Genomic DNA, 25,133 nt, shown 5'->3' with positions numbered 1-25,133 from the left:
GCCGAGCTGAGTGCTCCTCCTGCCTTGATAGAGGTGGGGTTTATGGAGCGCTTACTTCGTATCGATGGCGGTGCGGCGATGCACTCACTCGCCTCCACCGTGCCAACGCTACGCGGCGGTGCGTTCGGCCAGGCGCTGGGCATGAGCATGGCCTTCACCTATTACAACCCGCTCAAGTTCCGTCGCTTCGCCGAGCAGGTGCTGGGCGAGCGCTACGAGCAGGACCGCGCGCAGTTGCGCCACGACTTCAAGCAGGTGCTCGACCGTCTGCTCGGCACCGCCTACAACGACTGGCACCGCGGGCTCTACCCTACCGAAGAAGGCTTCGGCCGTACCGATGCGTTCGGTCGCATCGCCAACAGCGTGTTCGGCGACGCCATCGATCCGGCGAATTACCGCGTGGCCAACGCGCCGGTGAGCTACCCGCATCTGTGGGATATCTGGAAGTTCGACTGGGTGCAGTGGAACGGCTCGGCCATGCAGCCGATGGCGCGCAATATCGGCGAGGCGCTGGGTGTTGGCGCCACGCTGCGGCTGCTGCATGAGAACGGCCAGCCCGTCGCCGAAGCCGAGCGCTACGCATCGGGCGTTCGCGTACGCGACCTGCACAGGCTGGAAACCACCCTCATGCAGCTGGCCCCGCCCCGCTGGCCCGAAGACGTGCTGGGCGCGATCGATCTCACGCAGGCCAGCCTCGGTCGCGCGCTGTACAAGGAAAACTGCGCGCATTGCCACGACGCCAGGCCCAAGCCGGTCGACAAGCGTTTCGCTGCCGAACGCGACCCGGAGTGGCGCATGAAGGTGATCCCCACCTCCTTCGTCGGTACCGATCCGACCACGGCCGACAATATCGCCGACCACCGCTTCGACCTGACCCGCCTGGGCTGGACCCAGGACGAGCTGGATCGTCTGGATGTGCAGCTGTATGGCGCGCCAGCCGGCCCGCTCGATCTCGCCAGCCTGTCCAGCGCCAAGGGGCTGGCCTATATCACCGCCTATGTCGAAGAGCGCGCCTACCGTGACGCCGGCATCGACGAGGTCGAGCGCGCGGAATTCGACGGCTTCGGCCTGCCGATCGGCGTGCAGGAACTGCGCGGCTACAAGGCACGTCCGCTGGACGGCATCTGGGCGACGCCGCCGTTCCTGCACAACGGCTCGGTCCCCACTCTGTTCCAGCTGCTGTCGCCGGTCGCCGAACGGCAGAAGCAGTTCTGGGTGGGTAGTCGCGAATACGATCCGCAGCACGTAGGTATCCGCACCGAGCGCTTCGACGGCGGCTTTCTGCTGGATACCGCGATCACCGGCAACAGCAACCGCGGCCATGAATTCCGCGCCGGCTGCCGTGGCAACGGCGTGATCGGCCGGGCACTGGCACCGCACGAGCGCTGGGCGCTGGTCGAGTACCTCAAGGTGCTCGGCGACCCCCGCTTCGAACCGCGCCTCGAGGAATTGCCGGCGCCCCCCCACAACCCCGGCCCAAGCTGCCCCTGACCTGCCGCCGCACAAGGATCTGTTTCATGCTGACAAGACTCTGGCTCTGGATCGGTCGCCTGCTGGGCCGGCTGCTGCTCGCCGTCACCGCCGTGGGCCTGGCAGGCTGGGCGATTGCCGCCGTCCACTTTCACCTCACCCATCGTGGCCCCGTCTCCAGCGAAGAAGTCATCGCGCCGAGCGAAGCGGCCGACACCCAGGCGATCATCGCCGACGCCATTGCCGTGGTGGAGCAGCACAGCGAGAACACCCGTGTGCTGCGCGACGCCCATGCCAAGGCCCACGGCTGCGTGCGCGCCGAGGTCAGCGTGCGCGCTGACCTGGAGCCGACGCTGCGCCAGGGCGTTTTCAGCGAACCGGGCAAGACCTGGCAGGCCTGGGTGCGACTGTCCAACGGCAACGCCTATCCGCAGTTCGACCGCATCCGGGACGCGCGCGGTATGGCGATCAAGCTGCTCGACGTGCCGGGGGAAAAGCTCAGCCGCGACCCGCGCCACGCCAGTGAACAGGACTTCGTGATGTTCAACCACCCGGTGTTCTTCGTCCGCGACGTTGCCGAATACCGCAGCAACTTCGCCGCCCAGGCGCAGGGCAAGAAGGCGCTGGCGTTCTTCCCTAGCGTTGATCCGCGCAGCTGGGAGCTGCGCCACCTGTTCATCGCGTTGCAGACCCTGGCGCCTGCGCCGCAAAGCCCGGTTGCCACCACCTACAGCTCGGTGGCGCCCTACAAGTTCGGCCCGCACAACATCAAGTACCGGGTCATCCCGACGCCGGAGAACTGCCCAACCTACCAGCTGCCCGAGCAGAACCGCGACCTGCCGAACTTCCTGCGCAGTGCGCTCTATCAGCAGCTGTCCCTCGACCGCGCGCCCGCCTGCTTCGCCCTGCAGGTGCAGCGGCAGAACGCCGAGCACTACATGCCCATTGAGGACACCAGCATCGAGTGGGACGAAGCCATCGCGCCATTCGAGACGGTCGCCGACATCCGCCTGCCGCCGCAGGACTTCGACAGCCCCGAGCAGAATCTCGCCTGCGACAACCTCAGCTTCAACCCCTGGCACGCACTGCCGGAGCATCGCCCCCTCGGCGGCATCAATCGGCTGCGCAAGGCGGTGTACGAGGCGATCAGCAGCTATCGGCTCGAGCGTAACGGCGCACTTTGACGCGACCGTCGTGGTTCATCCGCCGGCCGTTGCCGACCACGGGCCACCCGGTCCTGTCTTGCCGGGCAGAGCCCTGCTAGCATCAATCGGGACTCCATCGCCCGACATAGGCACCCGTTTGCAGAAGATGAGCTCCACCCTGTCCTCGTCTCCCGGTTCGGTGACCCTCGATCAAGGGGCTTCACCATTGCGGGCGCACATCGTCGGTGACTGGACCCTCACCCATTACGCAGCACTGCGTCGTGAGGTGCAGCGGCTCAGGGCGCGGATCGACGAGCGCAGCCAGATCGAGCTGAGCGGGCTGGGTGCACTGGATACGGCAGGCGCCGGCCTGCTGGTGGAACTGCTGGGGCCCGAGCGGATCGCCGCCATTGAAGCCTGGGCGCCGCAATTGCCGGCCGAACGCCTGGCGCTGCTGCGCACCGTCGCCAGCGCCCTGGATCAACCGGATGCCGCCGAGCCGCCGCGTGGCTATGCCTTCGGCGACATACTGGCCCACGTCGGTCGCACCGTCGCTGCGGTATGGAAGCAGCAGCGCATGCTGCTCGGCTTTATCGGCCTGACCCTGCAGACGCTGCTGCTGACGCTGCCGCGGCCGCGGCGCTGGCGGCTGACCTCACTGGCCGTACATATCGAGCAGACCGGGCTGGACGCGGTGCCGATCGTTGCGCTGCTGACCTTTCTGGTGGGCGCGGTGGTGGCCTTTCTTGGCGCGACGGTGCTCGCCGACTTCGGCGCGACCATCTACACCGTCAACCTGGTGGGTTTTTCCTTCCTGCGCGAATTCGGCGTGCTGCTGGCGGCGATCCTGCTCGCCGGGCGCAGCGCCAGCGCCTTCGCCGCGCAGATCGGCTCGATGAAATCCAACGAGGAAGTCGACGCGATCCGCACCCTAGGCCTGAGCCCGATCGAGCTATTGGTGCTGCCGCGCGTGCTGGCGATGCTGATCACCCTGCCGATCCTGACCTTCGTCGGCATGCTCAGTGGCATCGCCGGCGGCCTGGTGGCCTGCGTGCTGGCGCTGGACATCTCGCCGACGATGTTCTTCAACATCATGGCGCGCGACATCGCCGTCAGCCATTTTCTGGTCGGGCTGGGCAAGGCGCCGGTGTTCGCCTTCATCATCGCGGTGATCGGCTGTCTGGAAGGCTTCAAGGTCAGCGGCAGTGCGCAGTCGGTGGGCGAGCACACCACCTCCAGTGTGGTCCAGGCAATCTTCATGGTGATCCTGCTAGACGCCATCGCCGCGCTGTTCTTCATGGAGATGGGTTGGTGACGAGCAACGACTCGCTGATTCAGGTACGCGGACTGGTCAATCGCTTTGGCAGCCAGACCGTGCACGAGAATCTCGACCTGGACATCCGCCGTGGTGAGATTCTCGGCGTGGTCGGCGGCTCTGGCACCGGCAAGTCGGTGTTGCTGCGCAGCATCGTCGGCCTGCGCCGGCCCAACACCGGCAGCGTAACGGTATTTGGCGAGAACCTGCTGGAACTGTCGGCCGAGCGCCGCTCACAGCTGGAACGACGTTTCGGCGTACTGTTCCAGCGGGGCGCGCTGTTCACCTCGCTGAACCTGCAGGAGAACGTCGCGCTGCCGCTGATCGAGCATGCCGGGCTCGAGCGCCGCGACGCCGAGCACCTGGCGCGGCTGAAGCTGGCGCTGGCCGGTCTCCCGGCGGATGCCGCCTGCAAGTACCCCGACGAACTGTCCGGGGGCATGGTCAAGCGCGCCGCCCTGGCCCGCGCGCTGGCGCTGGACCCGGAGGTGCTGTTCCTCGACGAGCCCACCGCCGGCCTCGACCCCATCGGCGCGGCAGCCTTCGACCAGCTGATCCTGACCCTGCGCGACGCGCTGGGCCTCAGCGTGTTTCTGGTAACCCACGATCTGGATACGCTCTATACCATCTGTGACCGGGTCGCCGTGCTGTCGCGCAAGCGGGTGCTGGTGGCCGATCGCCTGGAGGTGGTGGAAGCCACCGACGACGCCTGGATTCGCGACTACTTCCACGGCCCACGTGGCCGGGCGGCGCAACAGGCCGCCCTGGCGGGTCGTTGAAACGTATGCGAGGCAGGCAAGACAAGGCAAAAACAGGCGAGGAAGCGGAGTTTAGTTGCCTAAATGAACATTCCGAGCCTGTTTTTAACGCAGTATTGCCAACGCAGGTAGTTTCCAACGACCTGCCAGAGCTGGAGAGCTGACATGGAAACCCGTGCCCACCACGTGCTGATCGGCCTGTTCACCGTCCTGGCAGTCGGCGGTGCCCTGCTGTTCGCCCTCTGGCTGGGCAAGTCGAGCATGGATCGTGAATACAACTATTACGAGATCAGCTTCAATCGCGCGGTCAGCGGGCTGTCCAACGGCAGCTCTGTGGAGTACAGCGGCATCAAGGTCGGCGACGTCGAAGCGCTGTGGCTCGAGCCGGACGACCCGCGCAAGGTGCGGGCGCGCATCCGCGTCTATTCCGGCACGCCGATCAAGCAGGACACCCGCGCCCGCCTGGCGCTGGCCAACATCACCGGCAGCATGATCATCCAGCTGCACAGCGGAACGCCGCAGAGCCCGCCGCTGGAGGGCAAGCGCGGCGAGCCGCCGCTGATCATCGCCGACCCATCGCCGCTGAGCGCGCTGCTGGAGAACGGCGAAGACCTGATGACCAACATCAACAACCTGCTGCGCAGCGCCAACCTGATGCTCTCCGAGGACAATGCCGGTCGCATCGGTCGCACCCTGGCCAATCTGGAGCAGGCGACCAGCGTGCTGGCCGAACAGCGTGGCGATCTGAGCGAAGCGCTGACCCAGCTGGCCCAACTGGGGCAGCGGACCAACACTGCGCTGGAGGAAATCACCCGCCTGACCCAGAACGCCAACGGCCTCATCGACGATGAAGGTCGCCAGCTGCTGAGCACTGCCGGCGAGTCGATGGCGGCACTGGAACGCGCCACCTCGCGGCTGGACGCCCTGCTGGCAGACAACCAGGGCGCGCTGAACAACGGCCTGCAAGGCTTCAGCGATCTGGGCCCGGCGATCAACGAACTGCGCGGCACCCTCGGCGCGCTGCGTCGCGTCACCCAGCGCCTCGAAGACAATCCGAGCGGTTTCCTCCTCGGCCGCGAGAAGATTCAGGAGTTCACCCCATGAGCCGCCTAGCGCTGTTCCGCCCTCTCGCCCTCGCGACGCTGTTCGGCACGCTTTCGGCCTGCACCTTGCTGCCCGACGCCGAACCAATCCGGGTGTTTCTGCTGCCGACCGGCGACGTGCCGGCAAATCAGTCCACTGGCACCTTGCGCCAGGCACTGCGTATTCATACCCCCCACGCAAGCCGCATTCTTGCCGGGCCACGCATCGCCGTGGTGCCAAACGGCAATCAGATCAGCAGCTATCAGGGCGCACGCTGGGGCGATGCGGCACCGACGCTACTGCGCGACCGCTTGGTCGAGCAGTTCAGGCAAGGCGGGCCGGCAGCGGCAGTGAGCAATGAGGAAAGCAACCTGTTCGCCGAGCTGGAGCTGTTCAGCGATCTGAGGGCGTTTCAAAGCGAATACATCGACGGCCGCCCTCATGTGCGGATCCGTCTCGACGCACAGCTCGCCTCGACCACTGACCAGCGGATTCTCGCCAGTCGCCGCTTCGACATTCTCCAGCCCGCCCACAGCCCACAACTGGAAAGCGTCGTCGATGCCTTCGGCCAGGCCAGCGACGAGCTGAGTCAGCAGTTGCAAAGCTGGGTCGTGGCGGTAGCAAAAAGCCATCCCGCGCAGTGAAAACCGGCGAAAAGGTCGATTAAAGACGCTGAACCGCAGTTTTATTGACTCAGGCTAAGCGTAACCTTCAGGGCAATCGCTTAGCATGCGAACTATCGCTTCACGTAAGGAACGCCCATGAAAGCGCCAGCCCAGAAAAATCTTCGACGGGTGCTGTTCGCGCTCGTCGCGCTCGTGGTAATCGGCCTGCTGGCATGGTCGGAGTTGCGCACGGATGGCTTGGGCGAGGGCTTTGCCAGCGGCAACGGCCGGATCGAGGCCACCGAGATCGATGTGGCGACCAAGCTCGGTGGGCGCATCCGCGAGATCACCGTCGACGAGGGCGACTTCGTCCAGCCGGGCCAGGTCATCGCGCGCATGGATACCGAAGTGCTCGACGCCCAGCTCAACCAGGCCCGCGCCCAGGTGCGCCAGGCGGAAAACGCCATCCTCACCGCCCAGGCGCTGGTCACCCAGCGCGAGAGCGAGAAGGCCACAGCCGAGGCAGTGGTATTGCAGCGGCGCGCCGAACTGACCGCCGCGCAGAAACGCCACCAACGTACCAAGACGCTGGTCGACCGCAACGCCATGCCGCGCCAGCAGTTGGACGACGACCTCGCCGCCATGCAAAGCGCGCAGGCTGCGCTGGCTGCTTCGCGCTCGCAGGTGCTCTCGGCCGATGCCGGCATCGCCGCCGCCAGGTCCCAGGTCATCGAAGCGCAATCTGCGCTGGAGGCGGCACAGGCCAGCGTGGTTCGGCTGCAGGCGGACATCACGGATAGCGAACTGAAGACCGATCGCGTGGCGCGCGTGCAGTACCGCGTGGCGCAACCGGGCGAGGTACTCGGCGCCGGCGGCAAGCTGCTCAATCTGGTCGACCTGGCCGACGTCTACATGACCTTCTTCCTCCCCGAGCGCCAGGCCGGCCGGGTGGCGATGGGCAGCGAGGTGCGCCTGGTGATCGATGCGGCGCCACAGTACGTGATTCCCGCCAAGGTCACTTATATCGCCAGCGTCGCGCAGTTCACACCGAAGACGGTGGAAACCGAGAGCGAGCGGGAGAAGCTGATGTTCCGGGTCAAGGCGCGGATCGACCCGGAACTCCTGAGAAAACACATGGAGCAGGTCAAGACCGGGCTGCCCGGAATGGCCTATCTGAAGCTCGACGCTGACGCCGAATGGCCAGCGCACCTGCAGATCAATGTCGGCCAATGAACCAGTCCCCTGCCCCGGTCGCCGAGATCAGCGGCGTCAGCCTGCAATACGGCAAGACCCGCGCGCTGGACAACCTCAGCCTGAGCCTGCCGGCGCGCTGCATGGTCGGCCTGATCGGCCCGGACGGGGTCGGCAAGTCGAGCCTGCTGGCGCTGATCGCCGGTGCGCGCAAGCTGCAACAGGGCCATGTGCAGGTGCTCGACGGCGACATGGGCGATGCCGGCCACCGCCGCGCGGTCTGCCCACGCATCGCCTACATGCCCCAGGGGCTGGGCAAGAACCTCTACCCGACGCTGACGGTGTTCGAGAACCTCGAGTTCTTCGGCCGGCTGTTCGGCCAGGACGCCGAAGAGCGCCACTGGCGCATCGCCGAACTGACCCGCAGCACGGGCCTCGCGCCGTTCGTCGAGCGCCCGGCGGGAAAGCTCTCCGGCGGCATGAAGCAGAAGCTCGGCCTCTGCTGCGCGCTGATCCACGACCCCGACCTGCTGATCCTCGATGAGCCCACCACCGGCGTCGACCCGCTGTCGCGCGCGCAGTTCTGGGAACTGATCGAACGCATCCGCAGCGAGCGCCCACAGATGAGCGTGCTGGTCGCCACCGCCTACATGGACGAAGCGCAGCGCTTCGACCATCTGGTGGCGATGGACGCCGGCCGCATACTTGCCACCGGCAAACCCGCTGAGCTGCTGGCGCGCACCAACAGCGACTCGCTGGAGCAGGCCTTTATCCGCCTCCTGCCGGAAGCCAAGCGCAGCCAGCATCGCGAACTGGTCATTCCGCCACAGCCGCACAGTGACAGCATTGCCATCGAGGCCCACGGGCTGACCATGCGCTTCGGCGATTTCGTCGCGGTGGACCAGGTCAATTTCCGCATCTCCCGCGGCGAAATCTTCGGCTTTCTAGGCTCCAACGGCTGCGGCAAGACCACCACCATGAAGATGCTCACCGGCCTGCTGCCGGCCAGCGAGGGCGAGGCGCTGCTGTTCGGCAAACCGGTGGACCCGCACGACATGCAGACCCGCCAACGCGTCGGCTACATGTCCCAGGCCTTCTCGCTGTACAGCGAGCTGACGGTGCGGCAGAACCTCGACCTGCATGCACGACTGTTTCACCTGCCGGCTGAAAGGCGCGGGCCGCGCGTGCAGGAGATGCTCACCCGCTTCGACCTCACCGGCGATGCCGATAGCCTGCCGAGCAGCCTGCCGCTGGGCGTGCGCCAGCGCCTGTCGCTGGCCGTGGCGGTGATCCACAACCCGGAAATCCTCATCCTCGACGAGCCCACCTCCGGGGTCGATCCGGTGGCCCGCGATGGCTTCTGGGAGTTGCTGGTGCAGCTGTCGCGCGAGGACGGCGTGACCATCTTCATCTCCACCCACTTCATGAACGAGGCAATGCGCTGCGACCGCATCTCGCTGATGCATGCCGGACGGGTGCTCGATAGCGACACGCCGCAGGCGCTGATGGCCAAGCGCGGCCTGCCGACGCTGGAAGAGACCTTTATCGCCTACCTGGAGGAAGCCGCCGCCGCACATGCGGCCGAACAGCCAGCAGCGCCTCCTGCCGCGACGCGCAACCCGATCCAACCGGCCGGCAACAATGGACGTCAGGCCCGCTTCAGCCTGCGCCGCCTGCTCAGCTATACCCGCCGCGAGGCCATGGAGCTGCGCCGCGATCCGATACGTGCAACGCTGGCCATGCTCGGCAGCGTGCTGCTGATGTTCATCATGGGCTACGGCGTCAGCTTCGACGTGGAGAACCTGACCTATGCCGTGCTCGACCGCGACCAGACCACCACCAGCCAGCACTACCTGCTGAACATGGCCGGCTCGCGCTACTTCATCGAGCAGGCGCCGCTGGCCAACCATGCCGAGCTGGACCAGCGCATGCGCAGCAACGACATCAGCCTGGCGGTGGAGATTCCGCCGAATTTCGGCCGCGACCTCAAGCGCGGCGCCGTGCCGCAAGTCGCGTTCTGGATCGATGGCGCCATGCCGATGCGCGCCGACACCATCAAGGGCTATGTGCAAGGCATCCACCTGAGCTACCTGCAGCAGCTGGCCCGCGAGGCGGGCGTCGACGGGCAGCTGGCACCGGCTGACGTGGCCATTCGTTATCGCTACAACCCGGACGTGCAGAGCCTGCCAGCCATGGCACCGGCGATGATCCCGCTGCTCCTGATGATGATCCCGGCGATGCTCACCGCCCTCGGCGTGGTGCGCGAAAAGGAACTGGGCTCGATCACCAATTTCTACGTCACGCCGACCACCCGCCTGGAATTCCTCCTCGGCAAGCAACTGCCCTATATCGCCCTGGGCATGTTCAATTTCGCCACCCTGGCGCTGCTGGCGGTGTTCGTCTTCGGTATTCCGATCAAGGGCAGCATCCTCACCCTCTGCCTTGGCGCGCTGCTCTACGTGACCTGCGCCACCGGCCTTGGCCTGCTGATGTCGTCGATCCTGAACAGCCAGATCGCGGCGATCTTCGGCACCACCATCGTCACCCTGCTGCCGGCCATCCAGTTCTCCGGGCTGATCCATCCGGTTTCTGCGATGGAAGGTGCCGGTGCCTTCATCGGCAAACTCTACCCGACCAGCCACTTCCTGATCATCAGCCGCGGGGTGTTCTCCAAGGCGCTCGGGCTGGCCGAGCTGTATCCCTACTTCATCCCCATGCTGCTGGCCATTCCGCTGCTGACCCTGCTCAGCGTCGCCGGCCTGCGCAAGCAGGAGAAATGACATGGGCGGCCTGCGACGCAAACTCGGCAACATCTTCCAGCTCGGCCTCAAGGAGCTGCGCAGCCTCTACCGCGACCCGGCGATGCTGGTGCTGATCATCTATTCGTTCACCCTGGCCATCTACGAAGGTGCCACCGCTGTGCCTGAGGCACCGCACCGGGCGAGCATCGCGGTGGTCGACGAGGATCGCTCGCAAGCCTCGCTGCGCATCATCAACGCCTTTCAACTGCCCTATTTCATCGAGCCGAAAGCGATCAGCCTGCAGGAAATGGACAGCGGCATGGACGATGGCCTCTACACCTTCACCCTGAACATTCCGCCGCGCTTCCAGCAGGACCTGCTCGCCGGCCGCCAGCCGAGCATCCAGCTCAACGTCGATGCCACCCAGGTCAGCCAGGCGTTCACCGGCGCCGGGCATATCCAGCAGATCATCGCCAGCGAGACCGCCGAGTTCGTCCGTCGCTACCGCAGCAGCGACGCACTGCCGGTCGAAGCGGTGGTGCGCACCGCGTTCAACCCCAACCTCAGCCGCGCCTGGTTCGGCGCGGTGAACGAGGTGATCAACCAGATCACCATGCTGGCGATCATCCTCACCGGCGCGGCGCTGATCCGCGAACGCGAACACGGCACCATCGAGCACCTGCTGGTGATGCCGGTAACGCCGTTCGAGATCATGGTCGGCAAGGTCTGGGCCATGGGCCTCGTGGTGCTGACCGCCGCCGCGTTCGCCCTGCGCTTCGTCGTCGAGGGCTGGCTGGACATCCCGATCCAGGGCTCGCTTTGGCTGTTCGCCGGCGGCGCGGCGCTGCACCTGTTCGCCGCCACCTCCATGGGCATCTTCTTCGGCACGGTGGCGCGCTCCATGCCGCAGCTGGGCCTGCTGGTGATCCTCACGCTGATCCCGCTGCAGATCCTCTCCGGCGGGGTGACGCCGCGCGAGAGCATGCCCGAGCTGGTGCAGAACATCATGCTGGTGGCGCCGACAACGCATTTCGTCGAACTAGCGCAGGCGATCCTTTTCCGCAGCGCCGGCCCGTCCATCGTCTGGCCACAGCTGCTCGCGCTGGGCGTGATCGGCACGGTGTTCTTTCTTGGCGCGCTATCGCGACTACGGGTGTCGTTGCGCTAGCGGCGAAATCTCAACCTCTATCAGGGGCTTGCGCGATTCACGCTGGCTGACCAGCAAAAGGCCACTAGCCTATACTTGCGCCCGAAACCACACGGTTACCCAACGCCCCGAAGCGCTCGGGAATTTTTGTATCAGTGGCCGGTCTATCGTGCCGACATGCTAAGAGCCTGACGCTCGACAGCGCGCCAAGGAAGCCCCATCACTATGCGCATTCTCGTTACTGGCGGAGCCGGATTCATCGGCTCCGCACTGATCCGCCATCTCATTCTCGATACCGAGCACAGTGTGCTCAACCTGGACAAACTGACCTATGCCGGCAACTTGGAGTCGCTGGCAACTGTGGAAGACAACCCACGCTATCAGTTCCTTCAGGCCGACATCGCCGATCGTGAGCGGGTCAGCGAGGCGCTGCTGGAATTTCAGCCGGACGCCATCATGCATCTGGCCGCCGAGTCCCACGTCGATCGCTCCATCGACGGCCCGGCCGAATTCATCCAGACCAACATCGTCGGCACCTATCAATTGCTCGAGGCCACCCGCGCCTACTGGCAGAGCCTGCCGGTCGAGCGGCGCGAGGCCTTCCGCTTCCACCATATTTCCACCGACGAGGTGTATGGCGATCTGCACGGTGTCGACGATCTGTTCACCGAAACCACGCCCTACGCGCCCAGCTCGCCCTACTCGGCCAGCAAGGCCTCATCGGATCACCTGGTTCGCGCCTGGCAGCGTACTTATGGGTTGCCGGTGCTGATCACCAACTGCTCGAACAACTATGGCCCGTATCACTTCCCCGAGAAGCTGATCCCGCTGGTCATCCTCAATGCCCTGGACGGCAAGCCGCTGCCTGTTTACGGCGATGGCTCGCAGATTCGCGACTGGCTATTCGTCGAGGACCACGCCCGCGCTCTGTTCAAGGTGGTCAGCGAAGGCAAGGTCGGTGAGACCTACAACATCGGCGGCCACAACGAGCAGAAGAACATCGAGGTGGTGCGCGGCATCTGCGCACTGCTGGAAGAACTGGCGCCGAGCAAGCCTGCCGGGCTTGCGCGCTATGAAGACCTGATCACCTTCGTCAAGGATCGTCCTGGCCACGACCTGCGCTATGCGATCGATGCCAGCAAGATCGAGCGCGAGCTCGGCTGGGTGCCGCAGGAAACCTTCCAGACCGGCCTGCGCAAGACCGTGCAGTGGTATCTGAACAACCTCGAATGGTGCCGTCGCGTTCAGGACGGTAGCTATCAACGCGAGCGCCTTGGCGCACTGGAGAACGCATGAAAGGAATCATCCTCGCCGGAGGCTCCGGCACACGTCTGCACCCCATTACCCTTGGCGTATCAAAGCAGCTGCTGCCGATCTACGACAAGCCGATGGCCTATTACCCGATTTCGGTGCTGATGCTCGCTGGCATCCGCGACATCCTGCTGATTTCCACCCCGCAGGACCTGCCTCAGTACAAGAACCTGCTGGGCGACGGCAGCCAGTTCGGCGTCAATTTCACCTATGCCGAGCAGCCTTCACCGGACGGCCTGGCGCAGGCGTTCCTGATTGGCGAAGAGTTCATCGGTGATGACTCGGTTTGCCTGATCCTCGGCGACAACATCTTCCACGGCCAGCACTTCACCGAGAAGTTGCAACGTGCCGCGGCCCAGCCGACCGGCGCCACCGTATTCGGCTACTGGGTCAAGGACCCGGAGCGTTTCGGCGTGATCGACTTCGACGAGACTGGTAAAGCCCTGTCCATCGAAGAGAAGCCGAAGAAGCCCAAGTCCAGCTATGCGGTGACCGGCCTGTATTTCTACGACAACGACGTAATCGAGATCGCCAAGTCGATCAAGCCTTCGCCACGCGGCGAGCTGGAGATCACCGACGTCAACATGGCCTACCTCGAGCGCGGCGACCTCAATGTCGAGCGCTTCGGCCGCGGCTTCGCCTGGCTCGATACCGGTACCCACGACAGCCTGCTGGAAGCCTCGCAGTACGTGCAGACCATCGAGCATCGCCAGGGTCTGAAGGTCGCCTGCCTGGAAGAAATCGCCTACCAGAACAAGTGGATCGACCGCGAGCAGCTGCTGCGCCGCGCCGACGCCCTGGGCAAGACCGGCTACGGCCAGTACCTGTTCAAATTGGCGGGTGAAGACGCATGAAAATCATCGAAACCAGCATTCCCGACGTACTGATCATCGAGCCCAAGGTCTTCGGCGACGAACGCGGTTTCTTCTACGAGAGCTTCAATGCGGCCGCCTTCGAGGCGGCCACGGGGCTCCAGCGGCAGTTCGTCCAGGACAACCACTCCAAGTCCCAGCGCGGCGTGCTGCGCGGGCTGCATTACCAGATTCAGCAACCGCAGGGGAAACTGGTGCGCGTGGTGGCCGGCGAAGTCTTCGACGTCGCCGTCGATCTGCGCAAGAGCTCGCCGAGCTTCGGCCGTTGGGTCGGGACTCACCTGAGCGCGCAGAACCAGCGTCAGCTGTGGATCCCAGAGGGCTTCGCGCATGGTTTCGTGGTACTCAGCGAAAGCGCCGAGTTCCTCTACAAGACCACCGACTACTACGCGCCAGAGCACGAGCGCAGCCTGTTGTGGAACGATCCGGAGCTCGGCATCGAATGGCCGTTCGACGAAGCACCACAACTGTCCGCGAAGGACCAGGCTGGCAAGCGCCTCAGCGATGCGGAGCTGTTTCCATGAAAATCCTGATCACCGGCAGCAAGGGGCAACTCGCCCGTGAGCTGCAGTTGGAGCTGGCAGGCGCCGGCAAGCTGCTGGCGCTTGGGCACAACGCACTGGACCTGTCCGACTCGGATCAGGTTCGCGAACAGGTACGCCTGTTGCGGCCGGATCTGATCATCAATGCGGCGGCCTACACCGCCGTCGATCCGGCGGAAAGCCACCGTGAACTGGCCTTCGCGGTCAACGCACGCGGGCCACAGGTGCTCGCCGAAGAGGCTGCACGTCTTGGCGTGCCGCTGATCCACTACTCCACCGACTATGTGTTCGACGGTCACAAGACCGAACCCTACTGCGAAGCGGACGTACCGCAACCGCTTAGCGTCTACGGCGCGAGCAAGCTGGCCGGCGAACAAGCGATTCAGGCGGTCGGCGGCGAATACCTGATTCTGCGTACCAGTTGGGTCTATTCGCAGCACGGCAAGAACTTCCTGCTGACCATGCAGCGCCTGCTGCAGGAGCGCGATGCGCTGTCGGTGGTCAGCGACGAGATCGGCGCGCCGACCTGGGCGGCGACCATCGCCCACACCACGGCAGAAATGGTACGCAAGCGAAGTGCGGGCGAAGCGGGCCCCAGCGGTCTGTATCACCTCACCGCCAGCGGCGAGACCTCCTGGTACGGCTTCGCCTGCAGCATTGCCGAACAGCTTCGCCAGCAGGGTCGTCTGCGCGCCGAGATCACGCCGATCCTGTCCAAGGACTACCCGACCGCTGCCCAGCGTCCGCTCAATTCCCGCCTGAACTGCGCACGCCTGCAACAGGACTGGGGCATCCGCCTGCCGGACTGGGAAACCGCGCTGCACGAATGTATTGCCCAATCCCGGCACTTCGATGCGGCGAACGCGCCCCAGACCGCTGCAGCCGGTCGCTGAGGCAACAGCGGCTAAGCCTCACGGCTGCCTCTGCCACTCTGCTCCGATCCGGCCAGCTCGATAAGTGACGCTGAACGCCGGCACGCTCTGCGTGCATAATGCGCCCGACATCCAGGCGCCCACGCATGACTGCACTGCATCCATCCCGCCGCCCTCGCTGGCGCAACCTCGCCCTGCTGGCCTTGCTGCTTGCGCCTCTGCTCTGGCCGCTGCAGCAGCTCGCCGAGCGCTACTACCGCAACGAGCTGACCGAGCAGAATCGCCAGACCCTCGACCTCTACGTCGCCAACCTGCTCGGCACGCTGAACCGCTACGAGGTGCTGCCGCGCATCCTCGGCGACCTGCCGGCGTTGCGCGCCGTCCTGCAGCAGGCAGAAGCGCCGGCCGTGCGGGACAATGCCAATCGCCTGCTCAAACGCCTGCGCAACCAGACCGGGGCCGACGTGATCTATCTGATGAACACGGACGGCAATACCCTGGCGGCCTCCAACTGGGACGAGGAAGACAGCTTCGTCGACCGCAACTTCGCCTTCCGCCCCTATTTCCGCCAGGCCATGGAAGGTCGCCTGGGGCGTTTCTTCGGCCTTGGCACCACCTCCGGCAAGCGCGGTTACTACTTCGGCGCCGCCGTGCGCGACGAGCGCGGCATCCTCGGCGTGCTGGTGGTCAAGGTCGACCTCGACCATACCGAGACGCTCTGGGGCAATACCCCGGAGCAGCTGCTGGTGACCGACAACTTCGGCGTGGTGATTCTCACCTCGCGCCCGGAATGGCGTTTCCGCGCGACCCGCGGGCTGGGTGTCGACGAGCGCGAACAGATCGCCTTCGATCAGCCCTATCCAACCCTCTATCCGCAGGACCTGACGCTGGACATCGATGCCTGGCTGATCCAGAGCCGTGAGCTCAAGGAGACCGGCTGGACGGTGCGCATCCTCGCGCCGATCAACCTGATCGAGCGACCGGTGCGCACCGTGGTCGCCATCGGCGCCGCCACACTGCTCGCCCTGCTGCTCTGGATCGGCCTGCTGATGCAGCGCCGCCGCCATTTCCTTGAGCGGCTCGCCCTCGATACCCAGGCGCGCCAGCAGTTGGAACAGCGCGTGTTGGAACGCACCCGTGATCTGGAAGCGCTGAACAGCCGGCTCAAGGTCGAGGTACTGGAGCGCGAGCAGGCCCAGCAGGAACTGGTGCGCGCCCAGGACGAACTGCTGCAGGCCGGCAAGCTGTCGGCGCTGGGCACCATGTCGGCGAGCATCAGCCACGAACTCAACCAGCCGCTGGCGGCGATCCGCAGCTACGCCGACAACGCCGGAGTGCTGCTCGACCAGCAGCGCAACGCCGAAGCCCGCGACAATCTGCGGCTGATCAGTGAACTGACCGCGCGCATGGCGTCGATCATCGCCCACCTGCGCGCCTTCGCCCGTCGCGACCAGCACGCGCCGGAGCGGGTCGCGCTGCAGCCGGCGCTGGACGACGCCCTGGCCCTGCTCGCCAAGCGCCGCCAGGCCATGGGCGTGGAGCTGATCCGCGACCTGCCGGAGGCCACCCTGTGGGTGCAGGCCGGCGAGACGCGGCTGCGGCAGATCCTCGCCAACCTGCTGGCCAACGCCCTCGATGCGCTGGCCGAGCGGCCGCAGCCGCGACGCATCTGGCTGCGCGCCGAACAGCAGGGTGGCGGCGTGTTGCTCAGCCTGCGCGACAACGGCCCCGGCTTCAGCGAGGAAGCGCTGCAGCGCGCCCGCGAGCCGTTCTTCACCACCAAGACCAGCGCGCAGGGGCTGGGCCTCGGCCTGGCGATCTGCGATACCCTCACCCGCGCCCTGGGCGGCGAGCTGCGCATGAGCAACCATCCCGAGGGTGGTGCGCAGCTCGGCCTGTTTCTGCGTTGCGCCGAGCCCGGCGTCGCCTTCCCCACCGAGGACCATTTTCAATGAGCAGTAACCAGCCGATCAGCGCCCAGGCGCAGGTGCTGCTGATCGACGACGATCCGCACCTGCGTCAGGCATTGAGCCAGACCCTCGACCTGGCCGGTCTCAAGGTCGTCAGCCTGGGCGATGCCCGCGACCTGGCCGCGCGGCTGCCAGCGGACTGGCCAGGCGTGGTGGTCAGCGACATTCGCATGCCCGGCATCGATGGGCTGGAGCTGCTGCAACAGCTGCGCACGCGCGACAGCGAGATGCCGGTGATCCTCATCACCGGGCACGGTGATATTCAGCTGGCGGTGCAGGCGATGCGCGCCGGCGCTTACGATTTCCTGGAAAAACCCTTCCCCAGCGAAGCGCTGCTGGACAGCGTGCGCCGTGCCCTGGCGCTACGCCAACTGGTACTGGACAACCGCTCCCTGCGCCTGGCCCTGGCCGACCGGCAGCAGCTGTCGGCGCGCCTGCTCGGACAATCCCAGGCGATGCTGCGTCTGCGCGAACAGATCGGCGCGCTGGCCGGGACCCAGGCCGATGTACTGATTCTCGGCGAAACGGGCGCTGGCAAGGAGGTGGTTGCCCGGGCGCTGCACGACCTGTCCAGCCGGCGCAACGGCCCCTTCGTCGCGATCAACGCCGGGGCGCTCGCTGAATCGGTGGTGGAAAGCGAACTGTTCGGCCACGAGCCGGGCGCCTTCACCGGCGCGCAGAAGCGGCGCATCGGCAAGTTCGAATTCGCCAACGGCGGCACGCTGTTCCTCGACGAGATCGAGAGCATGAGCCTGGATGTGCAGGTCAAGCTGCTGCGCCTGCTGCAGGAGCGGGTGGTCGAACGGCTCGGCGGCAACCAGTCGATCGCCCTGGATATCCGGGTCATCGCCGCGACCAAGGAGGACCTGCGGGTGGCCGCGGATCAGGGCCGGTTCCGTGCCGACCTGTATTACCGGCTCAACGTCGCGCCGCTGCGAATTCCGTCGCTGCGCGAGCGCAACGAGGACATCCTGCTGTTGTTCCAGCATTTCGCCGAAGCCGCCGCCCAGCGCCACGGCCTGCCGATCCGGGAGCTGCAGCCGGAACAACGCGCTGCACTGCTACGTCACGCCTGGCCGGGCAACGTGCGCGAGCTGCAAAACACCGCCGAGCGCTTCGCCCTGGGCCTTGGCCTGGGGCTCGACCAGTCGGCCGGCGAACCGGCTGCCGGGATAGCCGGAGGTGGCAATCTGAGCGAGCAGGTCGAGGCCTTCGAGCGCGCACTGATCGCCGACGAGCTGAATCGCCCGCATGGCTCGCTGCGCAGCGTCGCCGAAGCGCTGGGCCTGCCGCGCAAGACGCTGCACGACAAGCTGCGCAAGCACGGGCTGAGTTTTACCGATGCTGGCGGAAGCTCGCCCGATGAAAACGACTAGATGGCGGAAACCCGCCATCTTCGATGCTGACCAGGGGTCGAACTCGCCGGCACAGACCACGGCAGGTGCGTGGCCCTCGCCAGCACCGGCGGTCCCGCGCAAAGGTGCGACCTAGACGCGCTTGTTGGCAATTGGCCATTCAAACCTTCATCTATTGCTGGGTAAACTCGCTGCCCTCAGGCGGCTCTGCTAGCTCTTGGCACAGGCATTGCTCCTGAAACTCAATGAACCGGACGGAACGAGTCGCGATAGAGCATCGCACCCGGGCTTCAACGCCTAGACTTGTCCAGCTGGTTACTGCCGGGATGCCGTGTGGCCTCCCATCCACAACAAGAGGAAACATCAATGTTCAAACTGACTGCCAAGGCGCTGGCATGCGCCCTGTCGCTGAGCATCGCCGGTCTGGCCCATGCGGCTGACCCGATCACCATCAAGTTCTCTCACGTGGTCGCCGAAAACACGCCGAAAGGCCAGGGCGCCCTGATGTTCAAGAAACTGGTGGAAGAGCGTCTGGCCGGCAAGGTCGAGGTACAGGTTTACCCGAACTCCTCGCTGTTCGGTGATGGCAAGGAAATGGAAGCCCTGCTGCTGGGTGACGTTCAGCTGATCGCTCCGTCGCTGGCCAAGTTCGAACACTACTCCAAGGGCGTTCAGGTCTATGACCTGCCATTCCTGTTCGACGACATCGCGGCAGTCGACCGCTTCCAGAAGAGCGAGGCTGGCCAGGGCCTGCTGCGTTCCATGGAAGACAAGAACATCACCGGCCTGGGCTACTGGCACAACGGCATGAAGCAGCTGTCGGCGAACAAGGAACTGCGTGAGCCGAAGGACGCGCGCGGCCTGAAGTTCCGCGTACAGGCTTCTGCAGTGCTGGACGAGCAGTTCAAGGCGCTGCGTGCCAACCCGCGCAAGATGAGCTTCGCCGAGGTTTACCAGGGCCTGCAGACCGGCGTGGTCAACGGTGCCGAGAACCCCTACTCGAACATCTACTCGCAGAAGATGCACGAAGTGCAGAAGCACATCACCGAGTCCGACCATGGCCTGCTGGACTACATGCTGATCACCAACACCAAGTTCTGGGACGGCCTGCCTGCCGATGTACGTGGCGAGCTGCAAAAGATCGTGGAAGAAGTCACTGTTGAAGTGAACAAGCAAGCCGACGCCCTGAACCAGAAGGCCAAGGCTGACATTCTTGCCGCCGGCACCACCGAAATTCTGGTGCTGACCCCGGAAGAGCGTGCCAAGTGGCGCGAAGCCATGAAGCCGGTGTGGAAGAAGTTCGAAGGCGAAATCGGTGCAGACCTGATCAAGGCCGCCGAAGCTGCCAACCAGGCTAAATAAGCCTTTGCCGGGGGGCGGACACCCCGCCCCTTTGCTGCACCACCCAGTGATACCCGACAGCCCAGTGAAAAAACAAAGCAGCTAGCGAAGACGAAGCCCGCACCAAGGGCAGATAGGTCAGGCCAAGGCGATCCCGGGCCGCGCCGCTTCGATGGCGACAACAAGAGTTTTTCATTGCTCTGTCTCCCAGCCTGCCCCGGCTGGTTCACGGCGCACCTCCGTGCTGCCTTCGATACAACAAGCAGTCCATCGGGAGATGTCATCCATGAACGCCCTCTGGCGCGTCTGGGACCACTTCGAGGAAGGTTTCATCGCCTTTCTGTTGGCCGCCATGACACTGGTGACCTTCGTCTACGTGATCCTCAACAACCTCTACACACTTTTCTACGACCTGGGCGACCGGTTCGAGGGAAGCGCCGACTTCTGGTTCGCCATCGGTGACTTCATCATCGGCCTGGCCCAGTCCATGACCTGGAGCACCGCGCTGACCAAGGCGCTGTTCGCCTGGCTGATCTTCTCCGGCCTCGCCTATGGCGTGCGCACCGCCGGCCACATCGGTGTCGATGCACTGGTGAAGCTGGCGCCGCGACACATCCAGCGCGTCATCGGCATTATCGCCTGCCTGCTCTGCCTGGGTTACGCCGGTCTGCTGACCGTGGCCAGCTTCGAGTGGATCCAGGCGCTGTTCGTTGCCAACATCGGCGCGGAAGACCTGGGCCATGTCGGCGTCAAGCAGTGGCACATCGGCATGATCGTGCCGTTCGGCTTCGCCATGGTGTTCATCCGTTTCGCCGAAATCTTCGTGCGTATCCTGCGCAACGAGCAGACCGGCCTCGGCCTCGCCGATGAAGCGGCCGATGCGCTCAAGCACGGCGAAGAGGAGCCCAAGTAATGACCATCCTGTTCCTGTTCGTCGCCCTCTTCGTGCTGATGTTCATCGGCGTGCCGGTGGCCGTATCCCTCGGCCTGGCCGGTTCGCTGACCATCATGATCTTCAGCCAGGACTCGGTGCGCTCGCTGGCGATCAAGCTGTTCGAGACCTCCGAGCACTACACCCTGCTGGCGATCCCGTTCTTCCTCCTGGCCGGCGCCTTCATGACCACCGGCGGCGTGGCGCGTCGCCTGATCGACTTCGCCAACGCCTGTGTCGGCCACATCCGTGGCGGCCTGGCGATCGGTGCGGTGCTGGCGTGCATGCTCTTCGCAGCGCTGTCCGGCTCGTCACCAGCCACCGTGGCCGCGGTGGGTTCCATCGCCATCGCCGGCATGGTGCGCTCCGGTTATCCGCAGGCGTTCGGCGCTGGCATCGTCTGTAACGCTGGTACCCTGGGCATCCTGATCCCGCCGTCGGTGGTCATGGTGGTCTACGCCGCGGCTACCGAGACCTCGGTGGGCAAGCTGTTCATGGCCGGTGTCGTCCCCGGCATCATGCTCGGCGGCGCGCTGATGCTGGCGATCTACATCATCGCGGTGAAGAAGAACCTGCCGGCACTGCCGCGCGCCAGTTTCCGCGAGTGGCTGTCCGCCGCGCGCAAGGCGGTCTGGGGCCTGCTGCTGATGGTGATCATCCTCGGCGGCATCTACTCGGGCATGTTCACGCCCACCGAAGCGGCAGCGGTCGCGGCGGTGTATTCGGCCTTCGTCGCGATCTTCGTCTACAAGGACCTCAAGCTGCGCGAATGCCCGAAGGTACTGCTGGAGTCGGGCAAGCTGAGCATCATGCTGATGTTCATCATCGCCAACGCCATGCTCTTCGCCCACGTACTGACCACCGAGCAGATTCCGCAGGCGATCACTGCCTGGGTCATCGAGGCAGGTCTGCAGCCGTGGATGTTCCTGCTGGTGGTGAACATCGTGCTGCTGGTGGCCGGCGCCTTCATGGAGCCGTCGGCGATCATCCTGATCCTGGCGCCGATCCTGTTCCCGATCGCCATCCAGCTGGGCATCGACCCGATCCACCTTGGCATCATCATGGTGGTGAACATGGAGATCGGATTGATAACGCCACCGGTGGGGTTGAACCTGTTCGTCGCCTCAGCGGTGACGGGCATGCCGGTGACCCAGGTGATCCGCGCAGTGCTGCCATGGCTGGCGCTGATGCTGAGCTTCCTGGTGATCATCACCTACGTGCCGTCGATTTCCCTGGCGCTGCCGAACATGCTGGGCATGTAGCCCGAAACACTTACTTCCCTTTAGCCCGGCCTGTGCCGGGCTTTTTTTCGTCTGCGCAAATGTCGATGCGGGCTCGTCAGAGCGCCAGCACATCGGCCGGCCGCCGACGGAACCAGCCGGTCAGCGACAGACGGTCGGCCTGGGTGACCAGCACTTCGTGGGGGAAATCGCCGGAGAGAAAGACCACCAGATTGCCGGCCAGCGGCGGCACGTCCAGTTGCGAGCCGTCGGGCATGTGCATGCGCAGTTCGCCGGCATGCCCGGGCTGCCAGTCCGGGTTCAGATAGAGCACGGCGGTCACCGAGCGGCTGTCGTCATCGCGAAAGCGGTCCAGGTGCGTCTGATAGAAGGCGCCCGGCGGGTAGAAGGCGAAATGGCACTCGAACTCTTCCAGCCCGAGGAACAACTCGCGGTTAAGCTGCTGGCGCAAGCCGTCCATGAGTTCGAGGTAGTCGTCGCAGACTGCAGACTGGCCCGGTTCGAGCCACTGAATATGGTCGCTGCGAATGCCTTCGCGCACCGCCTGCGCCTCGCCGCGGCCGACCCCTGCCGGTGCCAGCGCACCCTCGGCTTCCCGCCTGCGGCACTCGTCGGCCAGCTTGTGGGTCACATCACTGGGAAGGAAAGAACTCTGCACCGACCAGCCGCGCTCGGCCAGGTCGTCGATGATCGAAGAGAACGGCAAGGAAGTGACTCCGAAGGGATACCGCAGGAGTCTAGGGTCTGTTGAGACTCCGCTACAAGCTGCGTCGCTGCGCCAAATGGCAGCAGTAACCGTGCGCCTCGACAAGCACGCGTCGACGCACGGAAAATGAACCGCCCGCCAGACAGGAGCTTCCATGCGCGCCCTCTTGACCTGTGTACTGCTGACCTTGAGCTTCAGCAGCTTCGCCGACACCTATCAGGAACTCTACGAAACCGCCGGCTGGACCGAACAGCGCGCCAATTTCGGCGATGCCCTGACCGCGGCCCAGCAACGCTACAAGGACACCCTGCCACCGGCGGTATTCCAGGCACTGGTGACCAACAGCAACCGCCGCTTCGCCGCCCATGCCATCGACCAGCGCGCGCAGCAGGCATTGCGCGGCAACCTGGCCGAGCCGCAGCCGGCGCTGGAATTCTTTCAGTCGACCCTGGGACGCAAGATCGTCTCGGCCGAAGTGCTCGCCGCACGGCGCGAACAGCTGGCCAAGCACGCTGCCGGCCTGCCGAGGGTGGAAGCCGGCAGCAACCGACAGCTGCTGATCCGCCACCTGGCTCAGGCGCTGCCAGCCAGCGAAGCGGGCGCGGAAGTCAGCCTGGCACTGGCCGGCGTCGCCGCCGACAGTCTCAGCCAGATGATTCCCGGCCTGCTCGGTGGCAATCAGGCGCAGAGCCTGCTGAGCAGCCAGCGCCAACGCATGATCGAGCAGATAGAGGCCGATCTCGACAACACGCTGCTGTACGTCTATCGCGACCTGTCCGATGCCGAACTGGAGGAATATGTGACATTCGCCCAGTCGGACGAAGGCAAGGCCTATTACCAAGCCGCGCTGCAGGCGCTACGCGCCGGCCTGGCGGTGGGCATGAGCGGCGCCGAGCTGGAGCCGCAGCAGGGCATCTGATCCCGCTATCTGAGGCGTTCGCGCAGGAAGTCGAAGTACGCCTGGCGCAATTCCTCGCGCTCGTTCACCAGATGGTGGCGCGCCTCGGGCAGTCGCAGCACCTCAGCACTTGGGAACTTGCGCTGCAGAATCGGCAGGTTGTACTGCCAATCCACGGTCATGTCCGCCTCGCCCTGAATGATCAACGGCGCGTGCCTACTGTCAGCCGCACCCTCGATACGGGGAATCCAGCGTGACAGGGCGCCGACCCAGGCCGTGGGCAGGATGTCCGGCTGCAGCGGGTCCTGGCTCTGGACGAATTCGAGGAAGGCCGGGTCGCCGGAGTTCTCGCTGAACGTTCGTGGGATCTGCTGAACGAAGCGCCGCAGCAACTCGTAGCTGATGCGCGAGCGCAGCCAGGCGCGCGGGCGAACCAACGGCGCCAGCAGGATGGTGCGCCCCAGGTCAGGGTTTTCGACCTGATGCAACAGGTGATCCAGTGCGATGGCACCGCCGGTACTCTGGCCAAGTAGGTGCCAGGGACGCGGCAGATCGAGCTGGCGTGCCTGTTCGAACAGACCGCTCAGCACCGCCTGGTATTCGGCAAACTCGTTGATGCTCGCCCGGGGACCGCTGGACAGCCCATGGCCCGGCAGGTCGCAGGCGAGCACGGCGAACCCCATCTCCAGTCCCCAGTCGACCACATGGCGATACAGGCCCATGTGGTCGTAGTAGCCGTGCAGGATCAGCAGGCTGGCGTGGGGCTGCTCCGGCCACCAGGCCTGAGCGACAACATCGTAGTCATGCACGCGAAAGCGCCCCAGGCGGCGCTGGACCTGCGTGCGATGCGGCAGGTCGAGCCCGTAGTAGGCCTGGTAGTGGAGGGTTTCGGCGCTTGCGGCGCCCGCCTCGGACAGGGCGGGCAGGCTGTTACGCAGGCGCTCGGGGTCGATACGCGAGGGCATGGAAATTCTTCGATTGCGTTGACCTAGGATATTCAGCTCTGCGCCGCCCCATGGCAAGCTTGCGCACCCACATCGGAGCCCGCCATGAGCGCTCGTCGCAAATACCTGATCGCCGCACTGATCGCCCTGCTCTGGGGCGGCGCCATGCTGGCTGCGTTCTGGTGGTTCGAGGCGCGCTACCTGCGCACCTTCGACGGCGAGCGCGCCGAGCTGTTCTCCGGCGACGCCCTTCGCCTGCCGGCCGAGCTGCAGGGCCCGGGACCAGTGCGCTTCGTGCATTTCTGGGACCCGGGATGCCCGTGCAACGTCGGCAATCAGCAGCACCTGGAAGAACTGCTCAAGCGCTTTGCCGGACAACCCGTGGACTTCTACGAAGTACGCAAACCGGGCAGCAAGGGCCGCTTGCCGCAGCCGCTGGCAGCGCTGAAACCGCTGAGCGCCCCGCCCGGCTCCGAGCAACTACCGGCCAGCCCCGCTGTAGGCATCTGGGATCAAAGCGGGGAGCTGGTCTATATCGGCCCCTACAGCGAGGGTGCGGTGTGCAGTTCGGACAACAGCTTCGTCGAGCCTATCCTCGATGCCGTGCTGGCCGGGCGCAAGGTGCGCGCCACCCATTCGCTGGCGGTGGCCTGCTTCTGCGACTGGCAGCAGTGAGCAATTCGACATCGCGCACA

At 65.2% G+C, this 25,133-nt stretch carries 22 protein-coding genes; 20 read left to right on the top strand and 2 right to left on the bottom strand.

Annotated features, from left to right (window positions below; translation table 11 throughout):
- From RT582_RS14255 to dctM, 18 genes are all read left to right on the top strand, one after another.
- Window positions 1-1,491: di-heme-cytochrome C peroxidase (locus RT582_RS14255; protein WP_313478043.1), on the top strand; the 1,491-nt coding region annotated here is incomplete at its 5' end.
- Between the two features lie 26 nt (window positions 1,492-1,517).
- Entirely contained in the window at window positions 1,518-2,654 is a 1,137-nt protein-coding gene (locus tag RT582_RS14250; RefSeq protein ID WP_221104313.1) for a catalase family protein, read from the top strand.
- A gap of 127 nt (window positions 2,655-2,781) precedes the next feature.
- Window positions 2,782-3,930, top strand: coding sequence for an MlaE family ABC transporter permease (locus tag RT582_RS14245; RefSeq protein WP_313478041.1), 1,149 nt, complete (start codon window positions 2,782-2,784; stop codon window positions 3,928-3,930).
- On the top strand, window positions 3,927-4,709 hold the full coding sequence (locus RT582_RS14240) for an ABC transporter ATP-binding protein (RefSeq protein ID WP_313478040.1): 783 nt from the start codon (window positions 3,927-3,929) through the stop codon (window positions 4,707-4,709). Before RT582_RS14245 ends, RT582_RS14240 begins: the two co-directional genes overlap by 4 nt.
- Before the next feature lie 144 nt (window positions 4,710-4,853).
- The gene (locus tag RT582_RS14235) at window positions 4,854-5,792 is read left to right on the top strand and encodes an MlaD family protein (RefSeq protein WP_023445796.1); all 939 of its coding nucleotides are present in this window, start codon (window positions 4,854-4,856) and stop codon (window positions 5,790-5,792) included.
- Complete coding sequence (locus RT582_RS14230; RefSeq protein WP_313478037.1) at window positions 5,789-6,415, top strand: ABC-type transport auxiliary lipoprotein family protein; 627 nt, start codon at window positions 5,789-5,791, stop codon at window positions 6,413-6,415. The genes RT582_RS14235 and RT582_RS14230 overlap by 4 nt, the downstream gene beginning before the upstream one ends.
- 117 nt (window positions 6,416-6,532) lie before the next feature.
- Entirely contained in the window at window positions 6,533-7,609 is a 1,077-nt protein-coding gene (locus RT582_RS14225) for an HlyD family secretion protein (RefSeq protein ID WP_313478035.1), read from the top strand.
- A complete protein-coding gene (gene rbbA, locus RT582_RS14220; RefSeq protein ID WP_313478032.1) occupies window positions 7,606-10,347 on the top strand; it encodes a ribosome-associated ATPase/putative transporter RbbA in 2,742 nt (913 codons plus the stop codon). The genes RT582_RS14225 and rbbA overlap by 4 nt, the downstream gene beginning before the upstream one ends.
- 1 nt (window position 10,348) lies before the next feature.
- Complete coding sequence (locus RT582_RS14215) at window positions 10,349-11,476, top strand: ABC transporter permease (RefSeq protein WP_313478029.1); 1,128 nt, start codon at window positions 10,349-10,351, stop codon at window positions 11,474-11,476.
- A gap of 204 nt (window positions 11,477-11,680) precedes the next feature.
- The gene (gene rfbB, locus RT582_RS14210) at window positions 11,681-12,751 is read left to right on the top strand and encodes a dTDP-glucose 4,6-dehydratase (RefSeq protein ID WP_313478026.1); all 1,071 of its coding nucleotides are present in this window, start codon (window positions 11,681-11,683) and stop codon (window positions 12,749-12,751) included.
- Window positions 12,748-13,620: a glucose-1-phosphate thymidylyltransferase RfbA gene (gene rfbA, locus RT582_RS14205; RefSeq protein ID WP_003282440.1), complete on the top strand. Its 873-nt coding sequence runs from the start codon at window positions 12,748-12,750 to the stop codon at window positions 13,618-13,620. Before rfbB ends, rfbA begins: the two co-directional genes overlap by 4 nt.
- Complete coding sequence (gene rfbC, locus RT582_RS14200) at window positions 13,617-14,162, top strand: dTDP-4-dehydrorhamnose 3,5-epimerase (RefSeq protein ID WP_313478019.1); 546 nt, start codon at window positions 13,617-13,619, stop codon at window positions 14,160-14,162. Before rfbA ends, rfbC begins: the two co-directional genes overlap by 4 nt.
- A complete protein-coding gene (gene rfbD, locus RT582_RS14195; protein ID WP_313478017.1) occupies window positions 14,159-15,073 on the top strand; it encodes a dTDP-4-dehydrorhamnose reductase in 915 nt (304 codons plus the stop codon). Before rfbC ends, rfbD begins: the two co-directional genes overlap by 4 nt.
- A gap of 125 nt (window positions 15,074-15,198) precedes the next feature.
- On the top strand, window positions 15,199-17,007 hold the full coding sequence (locus RT582_RS14190) for a sensor histidine kinase (RefSeq protein ID WP_313478014.1): 1,809 nt from the start codon (window positions 15,199-15,201) through the stop codon (window positions 17,005-17,007).
- Window positions 17,004-18,398, top strand: coding sequence for a sigma-54-dependent transcriptional regulator (locus tag RT582_RS14185; RefSeq protein ID WP_313478010.1), 1,395 nt, complete (start codon window positions 17,004-17,006; stop codon window positions 18,396-18,398). Before RT582_RS14190 ends, RT582_RS14185 begins: the two co-directional genes overlap by 4 nt.
- A gap of 345 nt (window positions 18,399-18,743) precedes the next feature.
- Window positions 18,744-19,739: a C4-dicarboxylate TRAP substrate-binding protein DctP gene (dctP, locus tag RT582_RS14180; protein WP_228207838.1), complete on the top strand. Its 996-nt coding sequence runs from the start codon at window positions 18,744-18,746 to the stop codon at window positions 19,737-19,739.
- A 265-nt stretch (window positions 19,740-20,004) separates the two neighbouring features.
- Window positions 20,005-20,631 carry a TRAP transporter small permease gene (locus tag RT582_RS14175; RefSeq protein ID WP_023445785.1) on the top strand — a complete coding sequence of 209 codons (627 nt, stop codon included), beginning with the start codon at window positions 20,005-20,007 and terminating at the stop codon, window positions 20,629-20,631.
- A complete protein-coding gene (dctM, locus tag RT582_RS14170) occupies window positions 20,631-21,911 on the top strand; it encodes a C4-dicarboxylate TRAP transporter large permease protein DctM (protein WP_023445784.1) in 1,281 nt (426 codons plus the stop codon). Before RT582_RS14175 ends, dctM begins: the two co-directional genes overlap by 1 nt.
- Window positions 21,912-21,987: 76 nt before the next feature.
- Here the strand turns inward: dctM and RT582_RS14165 are convergent, their stop codons facing one another.
- Entirely contained in the window at window positions 21,988-22,596 is a 609-nt protein-coding gene (locus tag RT582_RS14165) for a 2OG-Fe(II) oxygenase (RefSeq protein WP_023445783.1), read from the bottom strand.
- 154 nt (window positions 22,597-22,750) lie between these two features.
- Here RT582_RS14165 and RT582_RS14160 point away from each other — a divergent pair, with 154 nt between their 5' ends.
- Window positions 22,751-23,515, top strand: a complete 765-nt coding sequence (locus tag RT582_RS14160) for a hypothetical protein (protein ID WP_023445782.1) — start codon at window positions 22,751-22,753, stop codon at window positions 23,513-23,515.
- A 5-nt stretch (window positions 23,516-23,520) separates the two neighbouring features.
- Here RT582_RS14160 and RT582_RS14155 read toward each other — a convergent pair whose 3' ends face one another.
- Entirely contained in the window at window positions 23,521-24,459 is a 939-nt protein-coding gene (locus RT582_RS14155; RefSeq protein ID WP_312723048.1) for an alpha/beta hydrolase, read from the bottom strand.
- Between the two features lie 84 nt (window positions 24,460-24,543).
- On the opposite strand from RT582_RS14155, the gene RT582_RS14150 reads away from it, so the two are divergent.
- Window positions 24,544-25,113: a DUF6436 domain-containing protein gene (locus RT582_RS14150; protein WP_041015499.1), complete on the top strand. Its 570-nt coding sequence runs from the start codon at window positions 24,544-24,546 to the stop codon at window positions 25,111-25,113.
- Window positions 25,114-25,133: the final 20 nt, after the last annotated feature.

The sequence above is a fragment of the Stutzerimonas kunmingensis genome (genome assembly GCF_032106285.1).
In the GTDB taxonomy this organism is placed as follows: Bacteria; Pseudomonadota; Gammaproteobacteria; order Pseudomonadales; family Pseudomonadaceae; genus Stutzerimonas; species Stutzerimonas kunmingensis_B.
This window is presented reverse-complemented; position numbering and strand designations above follow the sequence as displayed.